This window comes from Jatrophihabitans sp. (genome assembly GCF_046262535.1).
GTDB lineage: Bacteria > Actinomycetota > Actinomycetes > Mycobacteriales > Jatrophihabitantaceae > Jatrophihabitans.
Window position 1 is genome coordinate 13,069 of the sequence record NZ_JBHEMO010000123.1, and the last position, 20,565, is coordinate 33,633.

Annotated in this window: 18 protein-coding genes and 2 pseudogenes; 6 read left to right on the forward strand and 14 right to left on the reverse strand. The window is 69.8% G+C overall.

Translation table 11 applies throughout. The features are described 5' to 3' along the window. Window positions 1-26 precede the first annotated feature (26 nt). The 8 genes and pseudogenes from ABR571_RS16585 to ABR571_RS16620 form a co-directional block, all read right to left on the reverse strand. Window positions 27-254: pseudogene (locus tag ABR571_RS16585) on the reverse strand (double zinc ribbon domain-containing protein); the annotation flags it as partial. Window positions 255-453: 199 nt separating this feature from the next. Further along, on the reverse strand, window positions 454-1,128 hold the full coding sequence (locus ABR571_RS16590; protein ID WP_409454316.1) for a DUF4345 domain-containing protein: 675 nt from the start codon (window positions 1,126-1,128) through the stop codon (window positions 454-456). A 19-nt stretch (window positions 1,129-1,147) separates the two neighbouring features. After that, window positions 1,148-1,822, reverse strand: coding sequence for an alpha/beta hydrolase (locus ABR571_RS16595; RefSeq protein WP_409454317.1), 675 nt, complete (start codon window positions 1,820-1,822; stop codon window positions 1,148-1,150). A gap of 81 nt (window positions 1,823-1,903) precedes the next feature. Next, window positions 1,904-3,001, reverse strand: coding sequence for an enolase C-terminal domain-like protein (locus ABR571_RS16600; protein WP_409454334.1), 1,098 nt, complete (start codon window positions 2,999-3,001; stop codon window positions 1,904-1,906). Then, window positions 3,001-4,667: pseudogene (locus ABR571_RS16605) on the reverse strand (GMC family oxidoreductase). Before ABR571_RS16605 ends, ABR571_RS16600 begins: the two are co-directional and overlap by 1 nt. After that, entirely contained in the window at window positions 4,664-5,383 is a 720-nt protein-coding gene (locus ABR571_RS16610; protein WP_409454318.1) for a gluconate 2-dehydrogenase subunit 3 family protein, read from the reverse strand. The pseudogene ABR571_RS16605 and the gene ABR571_RS16610 overlap by 4 nt, the downstream one beginning before the upstream one ends. Next, window positions 5,383-5,826 carry a hypothetical protein gene (locus tag ABR571_RS16615; RefSeq protein ID WP_409454319.1) on the reverse strand — a complete coding sequence of 148 codons (444 nt, stop codon included), beginning with the start codon at window positions 5,824-5,826 and terminating at the stop codon, window positions 5,383-5,385. Before ABR571_RS16615 ends, ABR571_RS16610 begins: the two co-directional genes overlap by 1 nt. Window positions 5,827-5,829: 3 nt before the next feature. After that, a complete protein-coding gene (locus ABR571_RS16620; RefSeq protein ID WP_409454320.1) occupies window positions 5,830-7,623 on the reverse strand; it encodes a thiamine pyrophosphate-requiring protein in 1,794 nt (597 codons plus the stop codon). Between the two features lie 196 nt (window positions 7,624-7,819). Here ABR571_RS16620 and ABR571_RS16625 point away from each other — a divergent pair, with 196 nt between their 5' ends. From ABR571_RS16625 to ABR571_RS16650, 6 genes are all read left to right on the forward strand, one after another. After that, window positions 7,820-8,311: a MarR family winged helix-turn-helix transcriptional regulator gene (locus ABR571_RS16625; protein ID WP_409454321.1), complete on the forward strand. Its 492-nt coding sequence runs from the start codon at window positions 7,820-7,822 to the stop codon at window positions 8,309-8,311. Window positions 8,312-8,376: 65 nt separating this feature from the next. Further along, window positions 8,377-9,384: an SDR family oxidoreductase gene (locus tag ABR571_RS16630; RefSeq protein WP_409454322.1), complete on the forward strand. Its 1,008-nt coding sequence runs from the start codon at window positions 8,377-8,379 to the stop codon at window positions 9,382-9,384. Then, window positions 9,384-9,746, forward strand: a complete 363-nt coding sequence (locus ABR571_RS16635) for a hypothetical protein (RefSeq protein WP_409454323.1) — start codon at window positions 9,384-9,386, stop codon at window positions 9,744-9,746. Before ABR571_RS16630 ends, ABR571_RS16635 begins: the two co-directional genes overlap by 1 nt. Next, window positions 9,743-11,536: a glycoside hydrolase family 15 protein gene (locus ABR571_RS16640; RefSeq protein ID WP_409454324.1), complete on the forward strand. Its 1,794-nt coding sequence runs from the start codon at window positions 9,743-9,745 to the stop codon at window positions 11,534-11,536. Before ABR571_RS16635 ends, ABR571_RS16640 begins: the two co-directional genes overlap by 4 nt. Window positions 11,537-11,549: 13 nt before the next feature. Further along, window positions 11,550-12,122 carry a hypothetical protein gene (locus ABR571_RS16645; protein WP_409454325.1) on the forward strand — a complete coding sequence of 191 codons (573 nt, stop codon included), beginning with the start codon at window positions 11,550-11,552 and terminating at the stop codon, window positions 12,120-12,122. A gap of 30 nt (window positions 12,123-12,152) precedes the next feature. Next, on the forward strand, window positions 12,153-14,627 hold the full coding sequence (locus ABR571_RS16650) for an FtsX-like permease family protein (protein ID WP_409454326.1): 2,475 nt from the start codon (window positions 12,153-12,155) through the stop codon (window positions 14,625-14,627). 32 nt (window positions 14,628-14,659) lie between these two features. Here ABR571_RS16650 and ABR571_RS16655 read toward each other — a convergent pair whose 3' ends face one another. The 6 genes from ABR571_RS16655 to pstB all read right to left on the reverse strand — a co-directional run bounded on the left by ABR571_RS16655 (window position 14,660) and on the right by pstB (window position 20,374). Then, window positions 14,660-15,112 carry an SRPBCC family protein gene (locus ABR571_RS16655; RefSeq protein WP_409454327.1) on the reverse strand — a complete coding sequence of 151 codons (453 nt, stop codon included), beginning with the start codon at window positions 15,110-15,112 and terminating at the stop codon, window positions 14,660-14,662. A 285-nt stretch (window positions 15,113-15,397) separates the two neighbouring features. Next, window positions 15,398-15,805 carry a TIGR03618 family F420-dependent PPOX class oxidoreductase gene (locus tag ABR571_RS16660; RefSeq protein ID WP_409454328.1) on the reverse strand — a complete coding sequence of 136 codons (408 nt, stop codon included), beginning with the start codon at window positions 15,803-15,805 and terminating at the stop codon, window positions 15,398-15,400. Continuing rightward, entirely contained in the window at window positions 15,792-16,328 is a 537-nt protein-coding gene (locus ABR571_RS16665; protein ID WP_409454329.1) for a hypothetical protein, read from the reverse strand. The genes ABR571_RS16660 and ABR571_RS16665 overlap by 14 nt, the downstream gene beginning before the upstream one ends. Before the next feature lie 178 nt (window positions 16,329-16,506). Beyond that, window positions 16,507-17,661, reverse strand: coding sequence for a choice-of-anchor P family protein (locus ABR571_RS16670; RefSeq protein ID WP_409454330.1), 1,155 nt, complete (start codon window positions 17,659-17,661; stop codon window positions 16,507-16,509). A 174-nt stretch (window positions 17,662-17,835) separates the two neighbouring features. Further along, window positions 17,836-19,551, reverse strand: a complete 1,716-nt coding sequence (locus tag ABR571_RS16675) for an FAD-dependent oxidoreductase (RefSeq protein WP_409454331.1) — start codon at window positions 19,549-19,551, stop codon at window positions 17,836-17,838. Between the two features lie 43 nt (window positions 19,552-19,594). After that, window positions 19,595-20,374: a phosphate ABC transporter ATP-binding protein PstB gene (gene pstB, locus ABR571_RS16680; RefSeq protein WP_409454332.1), complete on the reverse strand. Its 780-nt coding sequence runs from the start codon at window positions 20,372-20,374 to the stop codon at window positions 19,595-19,597. Window positions 20,375-20,565 lie beyond the last annotated feature (191 nt).

The following is a 20,565-nucleotide window of genomic DNA, read 5'->3' on the forward strand; positions in this document are numbered from 1 at the left end:
ACGTCCAGCGAGGCCCCGCACGCGCCACAGAACTCAAAGCCCTCTGTCGCCGGACTGCCACACGAAGGACAGACCCTCTCCATCCCCGCACCACAGCGGCCACAAAAGCGATGCCCGGCCGGGTTCTCGGTCCCACAGGACATGCACCTCACGGGCGGCGTCCGGGGATCACCCCCGGACTCTAACGCTCCGCGACCCCGAACAGACCCGGCCTGTTGGTCCGCTTTCGCAGTCGGTATACAGCCGAGTTGCATCAAGTCGAGTCGCGGTCGGGGGAACGGGGGCCGTCGATCGCGCGTCTCAAGGGGCGGCGCAGAGAGGCGTTGACGCCCGAGATTCGTCGTGGAGCTATCGGCCGCTTCGCTCGCGAAACTGGAGCGGTATCGCACGCAGTCCTGCTTGGTTGGCTCGTCGACCTCGTTGTCGCAGAGGTGATCGTCCGGCGCCGCCGCGTCACGGCGCGCCCGCAGCGGGCGGACGTTCGCGCCGATGCAGCGTCTCGACGATGACCGGGGCAGCGAGCTCGGTGGCGAGGAGCAGGTCGTGGAACCGGTGCGGCCGGCCGCGCGTCGCCCGAGTGATCAGCCGACCGGCGCCCCCGGCCGCCATCAGCCCGGCGAGCACGCGCATGCGATTCACGTCGGGTTCTTCGCGGCCCGCCGCGTCGAGCCAGCCCAGGCCGTAGCCGGCGAAGACGGCGCCCATGAAGCGCACGTGCGAGTCCACCGTGGCGTCGGCGGCCATCCCCGGTTCGACGGATACGCCCCCGAGCACCTGGACGCCGCCGATCGCCATACATGTCCAGCCGGTCAACTGTCCGAACGTGCGCAGTGTCGGCATCACGTCATCGCTTTCCTGGTCGCTAGGTCGGCAAGGGGTGGCCCGCCGGTGTTCAGGTTCTGAATTGGAAGAGTTCAGCATCCTCGTGAACGTGGCCTGGTCGGCCGCATTGGTTGCTGCGGCGACGCCCCGGTCGACGAAGACGAACCAGTCTTCGACGGCATGGTAAACCGTCACTGCCGTGTTGATCAGGATGCCGCAGTTGTAGGCGAGCAGGACGCCCGGTCGTGCCCGGATGGTGATGCGATCTCTCACGGACGGGCGCTGGGGGCACGTGTCCCCGTGCAAGGCCGCGAGGTCACGAGGTTCAGCGGCGTGCGTCGGCCAGCTCGAGTATCGCGGCGGCGACGGCCTGCGGATCGATCAGCATGTGCAGGTGCTGGCCCGGGACGCGTTTCGTGAGCCAGCCGGAAGCGAGCGCCTGCTCCGCGCCGGCGTCGTAGGGCTCGGCAAACCAGATGTAGGCGCAGTGGACCCCCTCGTCCCAACCGTGGGGGGCCGGTGGCAGATGGTCGTAGTAGGCGACGGGCATGCGCTGCTGCTCGGCCTCGACCCGGCTGCGCACTTCGGCGTCCGGGAACAGCTCGGCGATATCCGATTCCTCCCACCAGGACGTCCACGGCGGAAGCTTTCCGTCCGCGCCGGTCAGGGGCGCCAGGAACTCGCGTGACGCGTGGTAGCCGGCCCCGGGGAGCGCGGCGTCGACGAACACCACCCCCCGCACCTGGCGACCCAGTTCGGCCAGCGCTGCCGGTACGTACAGGCCCGCGTTGCTGTGGGGCACGAGGATGACGGGCTCGCGGCCCGCTGCCCGGACGACGGCGTCGACCCCGGCCGGCCAGTACGGCGGCCCGCTGTGCGAAACGCACTGCAAGCTCGGCACCGGCGCTCGCCGCCCGGCCCGCTGCAGCACCTGGGCGGTCGCCTCCCACGTCGCCGGTCCGAGCAAGGGACTTGGGATCAGCATGATGCTCGGCTCCATGCCGCCAGGCTTACACCCTCCGGCAGCGCCGGAACTGCTCGTTCGCTCTGGGCGAGAAAGTAAGGCGGGGCAAGACCACCGTCAGGCGACGCGCGACTGCTCGACGGCGGGGTTCAGGGTCATCCCGTGTCCCGGCGCGTCGCTGTCCGGATGCAACGCACCGTCGTACACGGGCGGGACGCCGCGCAGCAGCTGCGGCTCGATGCGGGCGTGGTCGGCGAACCACTCGACGTGGCGCAGGTTCGGAACCGCCGCGGCCACCGCAGCGTGCAGCGACGGGGCGCAATGCGCGGACACCTGCAGGTTGTGCGCCTGGGCCAGCGCGGCGCCGCGCAACCACCCGGTGTAACCCCCGCAGCGCGTGGCGTCGAGCTGCAAGCAGTCGACCGCCGGCAGCAGCGCGGTGGCGGCGTAGACATCGCTGGCGTATTCGCCGGCCGCGACGTCACAGTGCAGCGCTTCACGCAGCAGACGAAGGCCGGTGACGTCGTCGCTCGAAACCGGTTCCTCGAACCAGACGACGCCGGCGTCGTCCAGAGCGTGGCCGACGCGGCGGGCCTGGCCGACGGTGTACCCGCCGTTGGCGTCGACCATCAGTTCGGCGTCGTTGCCGGCGTGTTCGCGCAGCCGCCGGACGCGGTGCAGGTCCCGGTCGACGCGCGTACCCCATGACTCGCCGACCTTGATCTTCATCGCGGTGCAGCCGGCCGACTGCCACCACCGCACCTGTTCGGCGAGCTGCTCGTCGGTGAGGGTGGTGAAGCCGCCCGACCCGTAAGTCGGCACCTCGGTGCGGCAGCGGCCGAGAAGTGTGCTCAGCGGAGCCTCGAGCAGACGGGCCTTGAGGTCCCACCAGGCGACGTCCACCGCGGACAGCGCCTGCATGACCAGTCCCTGCGTGCCGATGTTGCGGCACGCGCGGTGCATGGCCGACCACCCAGCGGCGATGTCGAAGGCGTCCCGGCCGGTGATCGCGCCGGCCAAATGGTCGGCGATGACCTGCGCGGCCGCACCCGTGCTGTACGTCCAGCCCAGCCCCGTGCGGTCACCGGCTTCGAGTTGTACGGTCACGACCGTCGTGGCGTCCCAACGCATCGTGCCGTCGGCTTCGGGCTCCGGGGTCGGGAACCGGTACACCGCGGTGCGTAGCGCGCCGATCGGCGGTCCCTGGCCGGCCATCATGCGTCCTGGCTCTCGACGAGCCCGCTACGGGCGTGCCGGACCAGTCGGTCGGCGGCCCGCGCGGCCAGCGCCATGATCGTGAGCGCCGGGTTGGCCGATCCCTGCGTGGGGAGCGTGCTGCCGTCGACGACGTAGAGGTTGGGCAGGCCGAACACGCGCTGGTCGCGGTCGACGACGCCGTCCGCGGCCCGGGCCGCGAGGCGGGCGCCGCCGACGAGGTGCGCGTAGCGATCGATGGTGACGACCTCGTCGGCGCCCGCGGCTTTCAGGATCGTCTCCATCGACTTGGTAGCGGCCTTGGTGAGGGCCTTGTCGTTGTCGCACTGGCTGTAGGAGAAGTGCGCGACCGGCAGGCCGTGCCGGTCGGTCTCGTCGGCCAGGGTGACCCGGTTGTCCGCCTGAGGCAGGTACTCGCAGAGCGCGCCCAGGGTCGCCCAGTGCACGTAGTCGCGCATGTACTCCCGCAACGGCGCGCCCCAGTGTCCCTGCGCGGTGATGTGTTCGGCCCAGGTAATGGGCAGCGGCGACACGGTCTGGATCGACCAGCCGCGCTTGTACGGCTTGGTCGGATCGGTTTCGTAGAACTGCTCTGACGACACCTCCGGCGGCGGCGCCTTGTACATGCGGATCTCCTCGTCGAACCGGCCCGCCGTCTGCGGAGCGCCCTGCACCATCAGGTAGCGCCCCACCTGGTCGAAGTCGTTGCCCAAGCCGTTCGGGTAGCGGGGGGTCGCCGAGAGCAGCAGCAGGCGAGGCGTCTCGATGGAGTACGCCGCCACGGCGACCGCCCGGGCGCGCTGCCGGTGCTCGCGTCCGTCGCGGAAGTAGCTGACCCCCGTCACTCGTCCGGTGAAGTCGTCGACGAGGATCCGGCTGACCATGCTGTCCGGACGGATCTCGGCACCGTGCGCCAGCGCGTCGGGGATGTGCGTGATGAGCGGGCTCGCCTTGGCGTTGACCTTGCACCCCTGCAGGCAGAAGCCGCGATAGATGCAGTGCGGCCGGTTGCCGAAGCGGCCGTTGGTGATGGCGACGGGTCCGACCCTCGCCTCGATGCCCGCGGCGCGAGCCCCGCGCAGAAGACGTCGCCGTTGCCGCTCACCCGGTGGGCGTGGTGCGGGTAGCTGTGCGGGTCCCCCCATGGCCAGTCCTGGCCGGCGACGGGAAGCTCCTGCTCGATCGCCTCGTAGAACGGTTTCAGCTCGCTGTAGTCCAACGGCCAGTCAGCGCCCACGCCGTCGGCGGTCAACGTGTGGAAGTCCGACGGGTGGAAGCGCGGCGTGTACCCGGCGTAGTGCACCATCGAGCCGCCGACGCCGCGACCGGAGTTGTTCGAGCCGAGCGGCACCGGATGCGTTCCGCCGATCTGGCGCGGCTCGGTCCAGTACAACGTGTGGGCGCCCCGTTCGTCGGAGACCCAGTCGGTGTCGGGGTTCCAGAACGGCCCGGCGTCCAGGCAGACGATCCGCCATCCGGCGCGGGCCAGGCGCTGGGTGAGGACGCTGCCGCCGGCCCCCGCGCCGACGACGACGAGGTCCACTTCGTCGTCGTCGTCGAAGCGGCGCATGTCGTGTCGCAGCTGGTGGTTGGTGCGGCTTCCATCGTTGGGAATCAGCCAGGCCGACTCGTTGCGGGCCCGCACGCGGGCGTAGGAACCTCTCATCCGGCGTCGCTCCCCGCCGTCGGACCGGCGAGGTCGGCGTGCTCGTGGCGGGAGCGTTCGACGCGTTGGGCGAACGTGACCGGGTCGGCGTCGAAGGAGTCGGGGACCTCCCACTTCTCCCGTGCGTCGATGCCCGGGTTGAGGTACCCGCGCGGATAGGCGGGGCCACCGAAGCCGATCTCGTTCCACGCCCAGGGATGGGAGTAGAACGCGGTGCACGCGTAGCGCGTCCACAGACTCCAGACGTGCGTCGCGGACCACTCGTGCCAGGTCCTTCCGTCGGCGGCGCGGTCTTGCACAGCCTGAACCAGTGCAATCTGATCGGCTACCGCCAGTTCGCCGAAGCCGCAGTGGTTCCGGCGCCGGGCATCGTCATCGAGGAAGCCGAGCGTCTGGCGCCAGGCCTGCGCGTCCTCGGGCAGGTCGTCGTAGTGCCAGCCGTCGGTCTCGCCGACCGCGAGCCGCTGGTCGATCAGGGCAAGCACCGGCACCCGGGGCTCGCCGTCCTGGCCGAGAAGCAGATCCAACAGCGGACCGGCGATGCCGGCTTCGTAGGGCGTGAAGAAGGCCAGGTCGCCGGGCAGGGCGAGCCGGGCCAACACCACGCCGGCGGTGACGTCGTCCCACACGTCCACTTGATCGAGCACGTCGAAATCCGGGAACCGGCCGCGGCCCTGCGGGGTACGGGCGTGTTCGTCGCGGCTGCGATAAGGCATCAATCGACCTCGGGCAGCGGCAGGTCCTCGCGCCGCAGGACCGCGGCGAGCAGACCCATGCCACCCACCAGCGACGCCAACAACGGAGCGAACACCGGCGGTCCGGCCTCCATGTTGTAGCGCGTCCAGCCGCCGGGCCGCTGCCGGATGCCGCGCCAGTGCAGATAGGTCCCCTGCAGCCCGTTGAGGACGATCGCGGCGCTCGCCGCCGGCAACACGGTCTTGGCCGCGCGCCGCGAGACGACCGCCGCGGCACCGGCGGGAATCGCCGCCGGCATCACCACCACCGGCCACCACATCATCTTGTTACCGAAGCTGGCCGCGTCGTGGGACAGGTAGATCTCGCCTGCCGTGATCGCCGCGCCGGCGGCGGTGAGCGCGGACAGGCTGCGTTCGAACCGGCCGGTGCGGACGTCGTGCAGGGCGGTGCGGACCACGCTCACGGCTCAGTCCCCCTTGCGCCCGGGCAGGTACTGCTGCGCCTTCTGCTTGATGCCCTGCTTGATGAAGCCCGCCGCGTCCTCGTCGCCGTGCAGGACCGCCTTGGCCACCGACTTGGCCTGCGCGAAGGTGGCGTGTGGCGGGATCGGCGGGACGTCGGGATCGCAGCGGATGTCCAGCACGGTCGGCCGATCGGCCGCAAAGGCCCGGTCCCACGCGTCGCCGAGGGCCTCCGGGTCGTCGACGTACTCGGCGGCCAGGCCGACGCTGCGGGCGAATCCCGCGTAGTCGACATCGGGCAGCCGCTGGGACGCCTCGAACTTCGGCGAGTCCTCCATGGCCCGCATCTCCCAGGTCACCTGGTTCAGGTCGTCGTTGTGCAACACGGCGACGATCAACCGGGGGTCGGACCACTGCTGCCAGTAGTGGGCGACGGTGATGAGTTCGGCCAGCCCGTTCATCTGCATTGCGCCGTCACCGACCAGCGCGATCGTCGGGCGGTCGGGGTGCGCCCACTTGGCCCCGATCACGTAGGGCACGCCGGGACCCATCGTGGCCAGGGTGCCGGACAGCGATCCGCGCATGTCCCCGGTGAACTTCAGGTGGCGGGCATACCAGTTCGCCGCGCTGCCGGAGTCCGACGCGACGATGGCGTTGCTCGGCAGCCGGCTGGACAGTTCGTGGAAGATCCGCATCGGGTTGATCGGGTCGGCGCTGGTCATGGCGCGGCGTTCGGCGGTCTCCCACCAGTCGGCGACGTTGCTCTCGATCTCCTCGCGCCAGCCGCGGTCGGCCTTGCGCTCGAGCAGCGGGATCAGCGCCTGCAGCGTTCGCTTGGCATCGCCGACCAGGTTCAACTCGTAGGGGTAGCGCATGCCGATCCACTTGGCGGAGCGGTCGATCTGGATCGCCCGCGCCTGATCGAGCGGCGGCATGAAGTTGGTATAGGGAAAGTTCGAGCCGACGGTCAACAGTGTGTCGCAGTCCATCATCAGGTGCCAGCTCGCTGTCGTGCCGAGCAATCCGATCGAGCCGGTGACCCACGCCAGGTCGTCGGGCAGCACGTCCTTGCCCAGCAGGGCTTTGGCCGCGCCGGCACCGAGGAGGTCGGCGACCTGGGTCAACTCGGCGACGCAACCACGCGCACCCTGCCCGACCAACATCGCGACCTTGGCGCCGGCGTTGAGTATGTCGGCCGCCTGGTGGACCCCGGCGTCGTCGGCGACCGGTGTCGCCTCGACGAACCCGAGGCTGGACGGGACCTGCTTGAACTCGTGGCCGGGCGCTTCGTAGGGCAGGTCGAGGACGTCGGACGGAACGATGATGCAGGTGGGCGCGTGCTCGGAGAGCGCGATCCGGATCGACCGGTCGATCAGGTTCGGTAGCTGCTGCGGAACGGTCGCCATCTGGACGTAGTCGCTGCAACAGTCCTTGAACAGGCTGAGCAGGTCGATCTCCTGCTGGTAGGAACCACCCATCGCGCTGCGCTCGGTCTGCCCGACGATCGCGACGACCGGTACATGGTCGAGCTTGGCGTCGTACAGGCCGTTGAGCAGATGCACCGCACCCGGGCCGCTGGTCGCGACGCACACGCCCACCTGACCGCTGAACTTGGCGAAACCGACCGCTTCGAAGGCGGCCATTTCCTCGTGCCGTGCCTGCACGAATTGCGGGTCGTCATTAGCTCGGCCCCAGGCGGCCAGCAGGCCGTTGATGCCGTCGCCCGGGAACCCGAAGACCTGCTTGACGCCCCAGTCCCGCAACCGCTCCAACATGACATCGGCGACCGTGGCTGCCATGACATCTCCAACCGTCCGTTGTGGGAAATCTCGTACCCGGTTTGCAGCGCCCCCATTCATTTTCTTTCATACCCGCAACACTTGCGTAATCGCAAGCATTGCGGGCAAGCTGGTAAGCATGCCGGTCATGGAGAACACGGTGGGGACGAGGGCGCAACACTTGCGTCCTCGCAAACTGGCGAGGAAGGCTGCCGGGGTGCCCAGCGGACGCGCAGCCGACAGTTCCGTCTCGACCGAACTCATCCAAGAGGTGATGGCCGCCTCGCGGCTCCTCGTTGCGGTGAGCGTGCAATCCATGCAGGATCTCGACCCCGCCCTGACGCCGATCCAGGTCCGGACGCTGCTGATCCTGGCCAGCCGCGACTCGATTCGGCCCACCGAGCTGGCCGACGCCCTCGGGGTGCACGCATCGAATGCAACCCGGGCCTGCGACAAGCTCGTGGTCGCGGGACGGATCCAGCGGCAGGAGAACCCCGACAACCGGCGCTCGCAGATCCTGCGACTCACCCCGGCCGGCCGGGCGGCGATCAGGTCGATCAGCCGGCGCCGCGCCCGCGCCATCGCCAAGATCCTGGAGGCGCTGCCGGCTGAGCGGCGGCGGCCCGTGGCCGCGGCGATGGGTGAATTCGCGGCCGCCGGCGGGGAAGCAGAAGACAGCGCCCTGTGGGCGAGCGGCTGGACCACCTAGGCCGTTTGCGCCGCAGCGTCCAGGCAGCAATGCGGACAGCGGAGTAGGAAGCAGAGGACTCGAGAATGACCCAACCGACCCAGAACGTCGTCGTCACCGGAGCCAGCGGTGGTATCGGACGAGCGGTGGCCCGCGCCTACGGCGCCCGTGGCGCCAACGTCGCACTCCTTGCTCGCGGCGAGAAGGGACTGCTCGCCGCCGCTGAGGACGTCGAGGCCGCCGGCGGCGCCGCGTTGGTGCTCCCGACCGACGTCGCCGACCCCGTCGCCGTCCACAACGCCGCCCAGCGGGCCGCCGAGGAGTTCGGGTCGATCGACGTCTGGGTCAATGTGGCGTTCACGTCGGTCTTCTCGCCGTTCGACCAGATCACGCCCGAGGAGTACCGCCGGGTCACCGAGGTCAGCTATCTCGGCTACGTGTACGCCACCATGGCGGCGCTGCAGCACATGAAGCCGCGCAACCACGGCACCATCGTGCAGGTCGGTTCGGCGCTCGCCTACCGCGGGATCCCCCTGCAGACCGCGTATTGCGGAGCGAAGCACGCCATCCAGGGCTTCCACGAGGCACTGCGCTGCGAACTGCTGCACACCAAGAGCGGCGTGCACGTGACGATGGTGCAGATGCCGGCGGTGAACACTCCGCAGTTCTCGTGGGTGCTGTCCCGGCTGCCCCACCACGCCCAGCCCGTGCCGCCCATCTACCAGCCGGAACTGGCCGCGCGAGCGGTCCTGTTCGCTGCCGACCACCCGCGCCGCCGCGAGTACTGGGTGGGCAGCACGACCGCTGTGACCCTGGCTGCCAATGCGATCGCCCCTGGGCTGCTCGATCGGTATCTGGGCAAGACCGGGTTCAAGTCACAGCAGACGTCGCAGCGGCAGTCGCCCGATGCCCCGGTCAACCTCTGGGAGCCCGCGGACGGACCCGAGGGCCAGGACTTCGGCGCCCACGGCATCTTCGACGACGAGTCACACGACCGGGATCCGCAGCTGTGGGCATCTCACCATCACGGGCTGCTGGCCGCCGCCGGAGCCGCAGCGCTCACCGGGATCACTGCGCTGTTGCGACGCCGCTGATGGCCGCCACCGGTCAGCCCGGCAGCCGCCCGGTAGCGGTGGCTGACTGCGGCGCCGGGCTGGTGCTCATGGCTCTGCCGTCGCGAGTGGGCGCGCTAGTCGCCGGCGGCGGGGCTCGACCCAGCCCGGCGATCGTCAGATTGCTGGGCGCCCGGATGGCGGCCCAGGGCGCGCTCCAGCTCGTCCGGCCATCGACGGGCACGGTTCGGATGGCGGCCGTGACCGAGGCGCTGCACGGCAGCAGCATGGTCGGCCTCGCTGTCCTCAGCTCCCGCTACCGGCGCCCGGCCGTCGCCAGCGCCGCGGTCGCCGCCGCGTCGGTCGCCGCCGAGCTGGCCGCCCTGCACGGGCGCCGGAGATGACCGTCCAGAAGCGACAGCGCCTCCACCGAGCCCGACCCTCGGAATTCCCCCCGCACGCCCTGCGCGAGTACGCCCTGCTGGCCGACGGCGAGCGCGGCGCCCTGCTCGGCCCGCGCGGCGACATCGTCTGGATGTGCGCACCGCGCTGGGACAGTGACGCGGTGTTCAGCTCGCTCATCGGCGGGGGCGGTGCCTACGCCGTGACGCCGCGCGGACGCTACGTGTGGGGTGGCTACTACGAAGAGGGGTCGATGATCTGGCGCAGCCGCTGGACCACCGACTCCGGACTGATCGAATGCCGCGAGGCGCTCGCCTACCCCGGGGATCCGCATCGTGTGGTGCTCCTGCGCCGGATCAGCATGGTGCGCAATGCCGGTGCTGTCTCGGTGTCCCTGCAGCTTCGCAGCGGCTGGGGAGCCAACGCGATGCGTGACCTGCACCGCCGCGGCGACGTCTGGACCGGTCGCAGCGGCGCCCTGCACCTGCGGTTGTCCGGCGCGCCCGCGACGTCGGCCCGCGGGTCGACTGCCGACCGCCAGCTCGGCTTCGATCTCGAACTCGACGCCGGTGCCCAACACGACCTGGTGCTCGAACTGAGCGAGGAACCGTTCGAGGGCCCTCCGCCGGATCCGGACGCAGCGTGGGCCGCCACCGAGGCGACGTGGCAGGGCGCCGTCCCGCAGCTGCAGAACGTTCTGGACCCGCGCGACACCCGCCGCAGCTACGCGGTGCTGCGCGGGATGACCAGCGCTGGGGGCGGCATGGTGGCCGCCGCGACCACCAGCCTGCCCGAGCGCGCCGCCGCCGGCCGCAACTACGACTACCGCTACGTGTGGATCCGCGACCAGTGCTACGCCGGACAGGCCGTCGCCGTCACCGGGGCCCACCCGTTGCTCGATGACGCCGTCAACTTCGTCGCCGACCGCCTCCACGACCACGGGGACCAGCTCGCTCCGGCCTACACGACGACCGCCGAGCCCGTTCCCGACCAACGGCACCTCGACCTGCCGGGGTATCCCGGCGGCTACGACATCGTCGGCAACTGGGTCAACAAGCAGTTCCAGCTCGATGCTTTCGGCGAGAGCCTCTTGCTGTTCGCCGCCGCCGCCGAGCACGACCGTCTGGACACCCGGCACTGGGCCGCGGCGGAGAAGGCCGCGGCCGCCATCGCCACTCGGTGGGAGGAGCCCGACGCCGGTATCTGGGAACTCGACAACCAGCCCTGGACGCACAGCCGGCTGACGGCCGCCGCCGGCCTGCGCGCCATCGCCGGCGCCCACCCGGCGTCGGAGCAGTCCGTCGACTGGCTCGCCCTAGCCGACCGCATCGTCGCGGACACGTCGGCGACCTCGCTGCACCCGGACGGACGCTGGCAGCGCGCGCCCGACGATGACGCCCTGGACGCGTCCCTCTTGCTGGCCGGGTTGCGCGGGGCCGTCCCGGCGCAGGACCCGCGCACCGTAGCCACCCTGCACGGCTACCTGAAGGAACTCACCCGCGACGGTTACGCCTACCGCTTCCGCCACGACGCCCGCCCGCTGCCCGAGGCGGAAGGGTCGTTCCTGTTGTGCGGCTTCCTCACGGCCCTGGCGCTGCACCAGCAGGGGGACCGGATCGAAGCCTTTCGCTGGTACGAGCGCACGCGCGCCGCCTGCGGACCGCCGCAGCTGTTCAGCGAGGAGTACGACCCGCACCAGCATCAGATGCGCGGGAATCTGCCGCAGGCCTTCGTCCACGCATTGATGATCGAGACCGCCGGTCGATTGGGTTCCTCCGACGGCGAGCACTAGCAAGGAGAACCTCATGCAACCAATCCCCAAGCCGCACCTGCTCGACCCCGACCGGATGCTGGTCAACGACCGCGGCGAGTTCGCGGTCGACCACGAGACCCGGGCCAACGCGCTGGACAAGGCGCTGAAGGAATCCTGCGCCTACGCCGAGCAGCTGTGGGAGGACCTCGACGGCATCCGCGCCTATCTGCTGAACAGCCTGCCCCCCGACCCACGCGCGCCGGGACTACATCCCACCGCGTCGGCCTCACCCACCGGGCCGGACGACGAACAGGGCTGGGAGAACTGGATCAACGCCTATGCCACCGTCACCTCGGTGCTGGCCGGCCCGCACGGCGACTCGGGTTTCGGCCTGGGCGAAGCTCGCCGGGCCGCGCGCGATCGCCGCACGGCGCCGATCCTGACGCTTGCGGCGGACCACCCCGAGTTCGCATCGGCGCCGCCGCAACCGGATCGGCCGCCGCGACCCGAGTCCGAACCTGCCAAGCCGACTTCGAGCGTCGCCAAGGTCGCCGGCGTGGCGGTGGCTGCGTTGTTGGTGCTGCGCGGCCTGCGGCCGCGTCGACCGGCTCATTCCCACAGGTGAGCCGCATCGCGGCACACCGTGTGCCGGGTGGTGCCAGCACCACCAGGCCCGGGCACCTTCCACCTTGCCGTCGCGTCGTTCGGCCGTCGTAATAGGTACGTGACGATCCTGCGGGCCTGGTTGCGGCTCGAGTTGCGCCGGCGCTGGCGCACGCTGGCAGCGCTCAGCCTGTTGGTCGGACTGGCCAGCGGCACGGTGTTCGCCGCGGTTGCCGGAGCCCGGCGCGGTGCGAGCGCCCAGTCGCGGTTGCAGGACCGCACCCGGCCGGCGACCGCCACCGTCTACGCGAACGACCCTAACTTCGACTGGGGACGGGTCCGGGCGTTGCCCGGTGTCGAGGCGCTCGGCACCTTCGTCGTCACGTACGGAACGGCCCTGGAGGGTTTGCCCGACGGGTTGATCGCATTCCCGCCCGCCGACGACGCCGAGATGCGCACGATCGAGCGGCCGGTGGTGTTCCACGGACGGGTGCCGGACCCTACACGCGCCGACGAAGCCGTCGTCACCCCGAAGTTTGCCTCGATCCACCACAAGGGCGTCGGAGACACGGTGGTGCTCCGGCTGCCCACGCCGGCGCAGGTGGCCGACGGCGAGGCGACCGATCATGCGCGCCTCGCCGGGCCGCGCGTGACCCTTCACATCGTCGGTGTCGTGCGATCGCCCTGGCTCGCCGTCGACACGCCTGACAATGAAGGCACACTCATCCCCTCCGCGGGCCTGACCGCGGCCTTCCGCCCCAATCTTGTGGGCGGGGGCGCCGGCGCGGAATACATCAACGCCATCGTGCGACTGCGGGGTGGCGAGTCGGCGGTCAGCGCGTTCCGGGACGCGGCCACGCGCATCCGCCCGGACCTCGAAGTCGTCAGTCTGCCCAGCGAGCACCGACAGGTGCAACGCGCCAGCGCCTTCGAAGCGCGCTGCCTGCTCGCCTTCGCTGCCGCGGCGTTGATCGCGGCCCTCTTCCTCGTCGGAGCGGCGATCGTGCGCTACTCCTCGGCGGGCGCGACGGAGTTGCTCACGCTCCGCCCACTCGGGATGACGCCGCAGCAGCGCATTGTCGCGGCCGCCACCGCCGCGGCCGTCGCCGGAGTCGTCGGCGCCGCCGTCGGCGCTGTCGGCGCCGTCCTGGCGTCCCGCTGGTTCCCGCTCGGCACGGCCAAGCTGCTAGAGCCTTCGCCGGGAATCGACATCGACTGGACGGTCCTGGGTCCGGGTTTCGCGTTCGTCGCCATTGCCGTGCTCGGTGCGGCGGTCATCGCGGCTAGGGTCGCCGTCACATCGGCCTCGCGCGACACGGCGGGCCGACGCTCGACGGTGGCCCGGACCGCGGCCCGGGCGGGCCTGCCGGTGCCACTGGTCGTCGGCGTCCGCTTCGCTCTCGAGCCCGGCCGTGGACAGTTCGCGGTGCCGGTCCGCCCGGCGCTCATCGGCGCCGTGGCCGGCGTCCTCGGGATACTGGCCTCGCTCACCTTCGCGTCGGCTGTCTCCGACGCAGCCGGCAATCCCGAACGGTTCGGCCAGTCGTTCCAACTCGTCGCCTACGTGGGCTTGAGCAACGAGGATTTCGGGCCGATCGGCCCCGTGTACGCGGTCCTGTCGAAGGACCCGAATGTCGAAACGGTCAACGACGTCAAGCTCGGTGTCGCGACCGCCCGAGGCGGGCACACGTCTGTGTCCGTTTACGCCGACAGGCCCGTCGGATCCGCGCTGCCGATCGTCATCACCAGCGGCCGGGCGGCGGGATCGGCCGACGAGGTCGTCCTGGCACCGCGAAGCGGGGCAGCTCTGCATGCCGGCATCGGCGACACGGTGTCACTGACCGGCGACCGCGGAGCGGTTCGGCTGCACGTCACCGGGATCGGCTTCGTGCCGCAGGGACCGCACAACTCCTACGCCGACGGCGCGTGGATGAGTCCGGCCGGCTACCGGACTCTCTTCAAGGGCTTCCAGTATCACGAAGCGCTCGTGTCGTTGCGGCCCGGCGTGAAGCCGTCGGTTGCGGCCACCGCCCTCGTTAAGGCGGTGCTCACCGCGATTCCCGAGGCCGAGGGCTTCGAGTTCGACTTCGCCTACGACCCGCCGCAGGTCGCCCAGATCCGCCAAGTGCGCGTACTGCCGGTCGTCCTCGGCTCGTTTCTTGGCCTGCTCGCCATCGGCGCAATCGGGCACGCCCTGGCGACCGCCGTGCGCCGCCGATCGCACGATCTGGCCGTGCTCCGGGCGCTGGGTATGACGCCACGCCAGAGTTTCGGCGTGATCACTGCACAGGCGACCGTGCTGGCGGCGGTCGGCCTGGTGTTCGGCGTGCCGCTTGGCATCGCGCTCGGGCGCTTCGTATGGCGGGCGGTCGCGGACTCGACGCCGCTGCAGTACGCGCCCCCTCCGGCCGCGCTGGCCTTGGCGTCCATCGCCCCCGCCGCATTGGTGGTCGTGAACCTGCTCGCCGCATGGCCTGGTCGGCGGGCCGCCGGCATGCGGATCACCGACATTCTGCGCACCGAGTAGTCAGCCGCGTTGTAGCCCACGGGTGCCGTCGATCAGCTGCTGCGGTAGTGCGCCTCGATCGCGTGCCGAAGGGCCGCATCGGTGTGCCGGACGCTCATCGCGACGATCGGTTCGAGCGCCCTACCCATGGCTCGACCGGCGAGCCCTCCCGGCAGGTCGTAGCTGAAGGTCACCGTGACCTTGGTCTGCTCGGGCGACAGGGAGCTGAACTCCCAGGTGGACCAGTTCTTGAAGCCCTTGATCGACTCGAACGCGATCAGCTTGTCCTGCTCCCACGTCGTGACCTTGACCGTGGAGCTCAACTTGATCGGCTTCACGTGGAACGTGCCGTCGAAGACCGCGCCCAGGCCTTGCACCTGCTCGCCGACCGGCTCGAACCGAGCCAGCCCGAACATCCACCCGGTGGCGTTGCGGTAGTCGTCGATGTAGGCGAACGCGACGTCGAGCGGGGCCTCGCAGATGCCCTCGTGATGAATGTCGACCATGGCGTCCGACCCTATCCGACCGGGGTTACCGGCGAGTCGGGGCCGTGTCCGGCGGGCCGACGTCCGGCGGGCCGACTGTTGGCTGCTCCAGCGCTACGCTCATACGTGCGATTCTAATGACCGTAAGCCCCAGGTTCCGGGCTTTTCTGAGACCTGTGGACAACTCGCCGTCGTCCACAATCAAGACCGCGGGCGGTCGAAACTGTCGTAGCCCGGTGGTAGCCGGCCCGGTGCCTCGGCGGCGACCGGCTACCCGAGCACCTCCGACTACCCGAGCACCACCGGCTATCCGAGCACCCCCGGCGAGCCGAGCGCGCGCGCCACGTCGACGATGATGACGACCCGCGCCGGGTTCACCCGCGGCTGGCGGTAGCGCCGGGCGTAGCGATCCACCGCGTCGGCCACGGCGGCCGGATCGGCGCTCATCCGCCCGGTCCCCTCCAGGGTGAGCCATCGTCGTCCGTCGACCTGGCAGAGGACGACCGGCCCGCCTGCGCCGACGTTGCGCGCCTTGCGGCTGGCACCGCTGCAGATCACGAACGCGCGCCCGGCTGCCGCGTCCCAGGTGAAGCCAGCCGGCGTCACGTGCGGCGACCCGTCCGGGCGCAGGGTTGTCAGCGTGGCGAGGTGCCGGTCGGTGACGAAGGCGAGGCCAGCGGGGGAGAGCAGCGCCACCCGATCAGACGTGCTCACGGTCGTCGTGCGGCAGGACCGGCGGAGTCTCGTCGACCTCTTCGCCGCCACCGCCGTCGCTGCACCATGGGCACCACGGCTGCAACCGGCGATGCGTCGACTGCGACATGATCAGGTACACCATGGTCAGCTGGATGACCGCCCAGCCCGCCCGCCCGATCGGCGATGTCGCGAAGTTGGAGCTGATCAGCACCACCAAGTAGGGGATGAGGAAACGCGGCTCGGAGCCCGTGTGCGCCATCCAGAACCGGCGCCTGAGCTTCGTCGCCTTCTCGGCCGGGTTGAGGGGCATTGCCATCACGCACTGCTCGCACAGCCGCCGGTCGTGGGCTCGCATCAACAGCCAGCTCAAGAGTACGAAGGCGAACAGCGTCAAAGGGGCGGTATAGGCGAGCAGCCCCGGCAACGGGTAGAGCCCGATGCCGACCGCGAGGGCGATCGACCCCACCAGCATCGCCGACGCGTGGTGACCCACCCTGGCGCCGACCCGCTCGCTCCACGGCAACCGTGCGAACTCAGCCATGACGCACCCTCCAGACGCATCGCGTGAGCGTTGGTCGCCGCCGCGCCATGACGCTCACTCACAGCGTTCCCAGGACCGGCCGGACCGGATCCGCTGTACCGATGCTAACGACGATGGCCCGCCGTCCGATACGGACGGCGGGCCATCGCCTCAGTGCGTTGGTTGGTACCCGTGGTTCCTAGTGCTGGTGGCCCATGCCCCGCTTGCGGTAGGCCACCACGCCGCCGCCGGCGAAGGTCAGACCCAGCAGAACCAGCGTGATCAGCAGTACCGGGCTACCTTCGTGCGTGCCGAAACCGGCCGGCACACCGGTCGGAAGGGCGCTCGGCGGCGCGGAGCTCGCCGAGGAGCTCTTGGGAGCGATATAGGTGAAGGTCACCGGTCCGGCCGGTCCGCATGGAGTGGAGACGGTGACGTGCACCGGTCCGGCCGCGTGCGGCGGGGTGACGAAGGTGAGCGACTTGCCGTCCGCGGCCACCGTCACCTTGCTCGCCGGGATGGTGATACCGCCGATCGTCACGGTCGTCTGACCCGCAACGAAGCACGTTCCCGTCAGGGTGACGGTCGTTCCCCCGGAGGTCGGGCCCTGACTGGGGTTGATGCCTGTCAGCGACGCATCGGTCCCGGCATTGGGGCCGCAGCTGACGTGGGAAATGATGACGTCGCCGAGGGTTCCCTGCCCGTTCACAATCGGGCCGAGGTAGACGTGCACCGCGTTCACGGTGATCACGTTGCCGTTCTTCGTCTGCTCATTCAGGACGACCTTCAGCAGGTTCGTCGAATCGCCGAGACCCGGCAGGTTCAGCAGGTTGAAGTTGGGGGTGGCGGCACCCAAGGGACCGAGCGGAACGGCGTTGCCGCCGAGGGTCAGGCCGGCGAAAGTCGCGCTGCCTGTCGAGGTTGTCTTGCTCGCGGTGCAGGTCGCCTTGATCACCGTGGCGTCGACGGCATCGGCCGCGAGGGGCGTCCCCGGCACCGTGCCCAGAAGCAGCGCGGTGTTGTTCGTTGTAGCCGTAGCCGTTGAGGTCCCGGTGAAGTTGTTACCGCTCGCCGCGACGTCGATGACGCCGACGTTGCCCAGCGGGGGCAGAGCGACGTTGGCGATCTGAGCCGTCGTCGGTCCAGCCGGGAAGGAAGCCGACGGCAGCGGGCCGATCGGCACGGTGCACGAAGTTGGAGTGAGCGCAGCCAGCAGGCAGGCCTTCACGCCGTAGGCGCTTGAAGTGGCCGGCAAGGTGGCCGCGCTGGCCGGCGGCGCTGACAGCAGGCCGAGCGCTGCTACCGAGCCGACCGCGGCGGTGACGGCGAGAAGTCGCCGCTGGAGTTTCCGCATATCCGAGTCCCTTCGAACACAATTGTCTAAGACCGACTTGTCGGACTCCAGCGCTGCAGAGTCGCCTTGTCAGGCTAGATCTAAGCACAGAGTTAGGAATCCGATGAAAAGGGGCCAGTAAAGGCGCCGTGAAAAAGTTGGGCACGCGTCCAAGGCAATACCCATTTGGCCGGCTTAACGACGTGCGCGCGGCATCCCCAGCCGGACGGCTTCGTGACGCAGTGCGCCGGCGGCGTTCACCGGGACCGCCGGGCTGCGCGGGGGTATCGGGGCGAGCCTCTGGTAAGGATGCCCGAGCGGTGGGCGGGCGTCGGTTTCGCCCTGGTTGGGCCACAACGACATGGCTCGCTCGGCCTGCGCCGTTATCGACAGCGAGGGATTGACGCCGAGGTTGGCCGACAGTGTCGAACCGTCGGCAACGTGCAGCCCGGGATGTCCGTACAACCGCTGGTAAGGATCAATGACGCCGGTCTCGGCGGAATCACCTATGGCACAGCCACCGATGAAGTGCGCGGTCATCGGGATGTTCATCAGGTCACCCCACGTCCCTCCGGGCATGCCGCCGACATTCTCGGCGAGCTGCTTGGCGGCCGCGTTGGCCACCGGTATCCAGGTCGGGTTGGGCTCACCCTCACCCTGCGCCGACGTCAGCTTCTTGCGGCCGAGGCGTGTTCGCTTGCGCATGACGGTGATGGAGTTGTCCAGCGTCTGCATGACCAGGAGGATGATCACTCGCTCCGACCAGCGGCGCGGGACGAGCAGTCGCAGTCGGGCGGGATTGCGCAGCATGGCCACCAGGAACTGCGCCCAGCGGTGCCGCCGGCTGCCACCGTCGGTCATCAGCGTGTTCAACAGCCCCATGGCGTTGCTGCCCTTGCCGTAGCGCACCGGCTCGATGTGGGTGTCCTCGTCCGGATGCCAGGACGACGTGATGGCGACGCCCTCGGTGTAGTCGTGCGGTGGTTTCGTCATGCGCACGCCGAGCAGCGCCTCGGAATTGGTCCGGGTGAGGTAGCCGAGGCGCCGGGAGATGTGCGGCAGGCTCGTCTCGCGAAGCTGGTGGAGCAACTTCTGCGTGTTGTACGTTCCGGCCGCGAACACCACCTGATCCGCGGTGAAGGTGCGGTCCGGGCGCTTGGACCAGCGCCCGGTGCGCACCGTACGGATCTCGTAGCCGCCGTCCTCGCCCGGACGGACGTCGGTCACGGTCGTCAGTGGGTGGATCTCCGCACCGTTCTTCTCGGCGAGGTACAAGTAGTTCGTCACGAGCGTGTTCTTGGCGCCGTGCCGGCAGCCGGTCATGCACGAGCCGCACTGGATGCAGCCGGTCCGTTCGGGCCCGGCGCCGCCGAAGTACGGGTCCGGCACCGTCTGCCCGGGCTCCTCCTTGCCGTCGCGGCCGAAGAAGACGCCGACCGGCGCCGCGTGGAACGTGTCGCCCTTGCCGAACTGCTCGGCGAGGCGCCGCATCTCGACGTCGCTCGGGGTGGTGGTCGGGTTGGTGACGACGCCCAGCATCCGCTTGGCCTGGTCGTAGTGCGGGGCCAGCTCGTCGCGCCAGTCGGTGATGTGGGCCCACTGGGTGTCGTCGTAGAAGGGCTGAGGCGGCTCGTAGAGCGTGTTCGCGTAGTTGAGCGAACCGCCGCCCACCCCGGCGCCGCCGAGGATCAGGCAGTCCTTCAGGACGTGGATGCGCTGGATGCCGGTACAGCCCAGCCTCGGGGCCCAGATGAAATCGCGGATCCGCCATGACGTCTTGGGCAGCGTCTCTGGACTGAACCGCCGCCCCGCCTCGAGCACTCCGACGCGGTACCCCTTCTCGGTGAGGCGCAAGGCGCTGACGCTGCCGCCGAACCCCGACCCGATGACCACAACGTCGTAATGCGCCACGCAGCGCAGGCTACGCGCGAGTAACCGGGGCCGCCCGGCGAGCTCAGCCGAAGCGCCCGCTGATGTAGTCCTCGGTGCGGCGGTCGGACGGGTTGGCGAAGATCTTCTCGGTGTCGTCCATCTCGACGAGCTGGCCGGGCTTGCCGACGGCGGTCAGGTTGAAGAACGCCGTCTTGTCAGACACCCGGGCCGCCTGCTGCATGTTGTGGGTGACGATGACGATCGTGTACTTCTCCTTGAGCTGCTGGATGAGGTCCTCGATCGCCAGCGTGGAGATCGGGTCCAGCGCCGAGCACGGCTCGTCCATGAGCAGCACCTGCGGTTCCACCGCGATCGCGCGGGCGATGCAGAGCCGCTGCTGCTGACCGCCGGAAAGACCCGCACCGGGCTTGTCGAGGCGGTCGCGCACCTCGTCCCACAGATTGGCTCCGCGCAGCGACTTCTCGACGATCGTGTCGGTCTCGGACTTGCGCAGCCGCTTGCTGTTGAGCTTGAGCCCGGCGATGACGTTGTCGTAGACCGACATGGCCGGGAACGGGTTCGGTCGCTGGAACACCATGCCGATCGTGCGGCGGACGTCGACCGGGTCGACGCCGTTGGCGTAGATGTCATCGCCGTCGAGCATCACCTTGCCCTCGACCCGAGCCCCGGCGATGACCTCGTGCATGCGGTTCAGCGTGCGCAGGACGGTCGACTTGCCACAGCCGGACGGGCCGATGAAGGCGGTGATGCTGCGCGGCGCGACGGTCAGCGTGACACCACTGACCGCAAGGAACTTGCCGTAGTAGATGTCGACGTCTTTGGTGTCGATGCGCTTGGCCATCGGTTTCGTGTCTCCTGGTTCAGGACGAGATCTGGGTGCGCCGGCCGATGAGCCGGGCGGTCAGGTTGAGCGCCATGACCATGACTATCAGAGTCAGCGCGGTGCCCCATAAGCGGTCGGGGGCGTAGTTGGCGACGGCGCCCGCCACCGGCTTACCTGTGACCGGGTCGAGGTGATAGGGGCGGGGGCCC

Bases quoted from the DNA above. Each gene is read 5' to 3' on its own strand.
- ABR571_RS16595 (WP_409454317.1), bottom strand. From the start codon at position 1,822: ATGGAGCCGAGCATCATGCTGATCCCAAGTCCCTTGCTCGGACCGGCG.
- ABR571_RS16600 (WP_409454334.1), bottom strand. From the start codon at position 3,001: ATGGCCGGCCAGGGACCGCCGATCGGCGCGCTACGCACCGCGGTGTAC.
- ABR571_RS16610 (WP_409454318.1), bottom strand. From the start codon at position 5,383: ATGCCTTATCGCAGCCGCGACGAACACGCCCGTACCCCGCAGGGCCGC.
- ABR571_RS16620 (WP_409454320.1), bottom strand. From the start codon at position 7,623: ATGGCAGCCACGGTCGCCGATGTCATGTTGGAGCGGTTGCGGGACTGG.
- ABR571_RS16630 (WP_409454322.1), top strand. From the start codon at position 8,377: ATGACCCAACCGACCCAGAACGTCGTCGTCACCGGAGCCAGCGGTGGT.
- ABR571_RS16635 (WP_409454323.1), top strand. From the start codon at position 9,384: ATGGCCGCCACCGGTCAGCCCGGCAGCCGCCCGGTAGCGGTGGCTGAC.
- ABR571_RS16640 (WP_409454324.1), top strand. From the start codon at position 9,743: ATGACCGTCCAGAAGCGACAGCGCCTCCACCGAGCCCGACCCTCGGAA.
- ABR571_RS16645 (WP_409454325.1), top strand. From the start codon at position 11,550: ATGCAACCAATCCCCAAGCCGCACCTGCTCGACCCCGACCGGATGCTG.
- ABR571_RS16655 (WP_409454327.1), bottom strand. From the start codon at position 15,112: ATGGTCGACATTCATCACGAGGGCATCTGCGAGGCCCCGCTCGACGTC.
- ABR571_RS16665 (WP_409454329.1), bottom strand. From the start codon at position 16,328: ATGGCTGAGTTCGCACGGTTGCCGTGGAGCGAGCGGGTCGGCGCCAGG.
- ABR571_RS16670 (WP_409454330.1), bottom strand. From the start codon at position 17,661: ATGCGGAAACTCCAGCGGCGACTTCTCGCCGTCACCGCCGCGGTCGGC.
- pstB (WP_409454332.1), bottom strand. From the start codon at position 20,374: ATGGCCAAGCGCATCGACACCAAAGACGTCGACATCTACTACGGCAAG.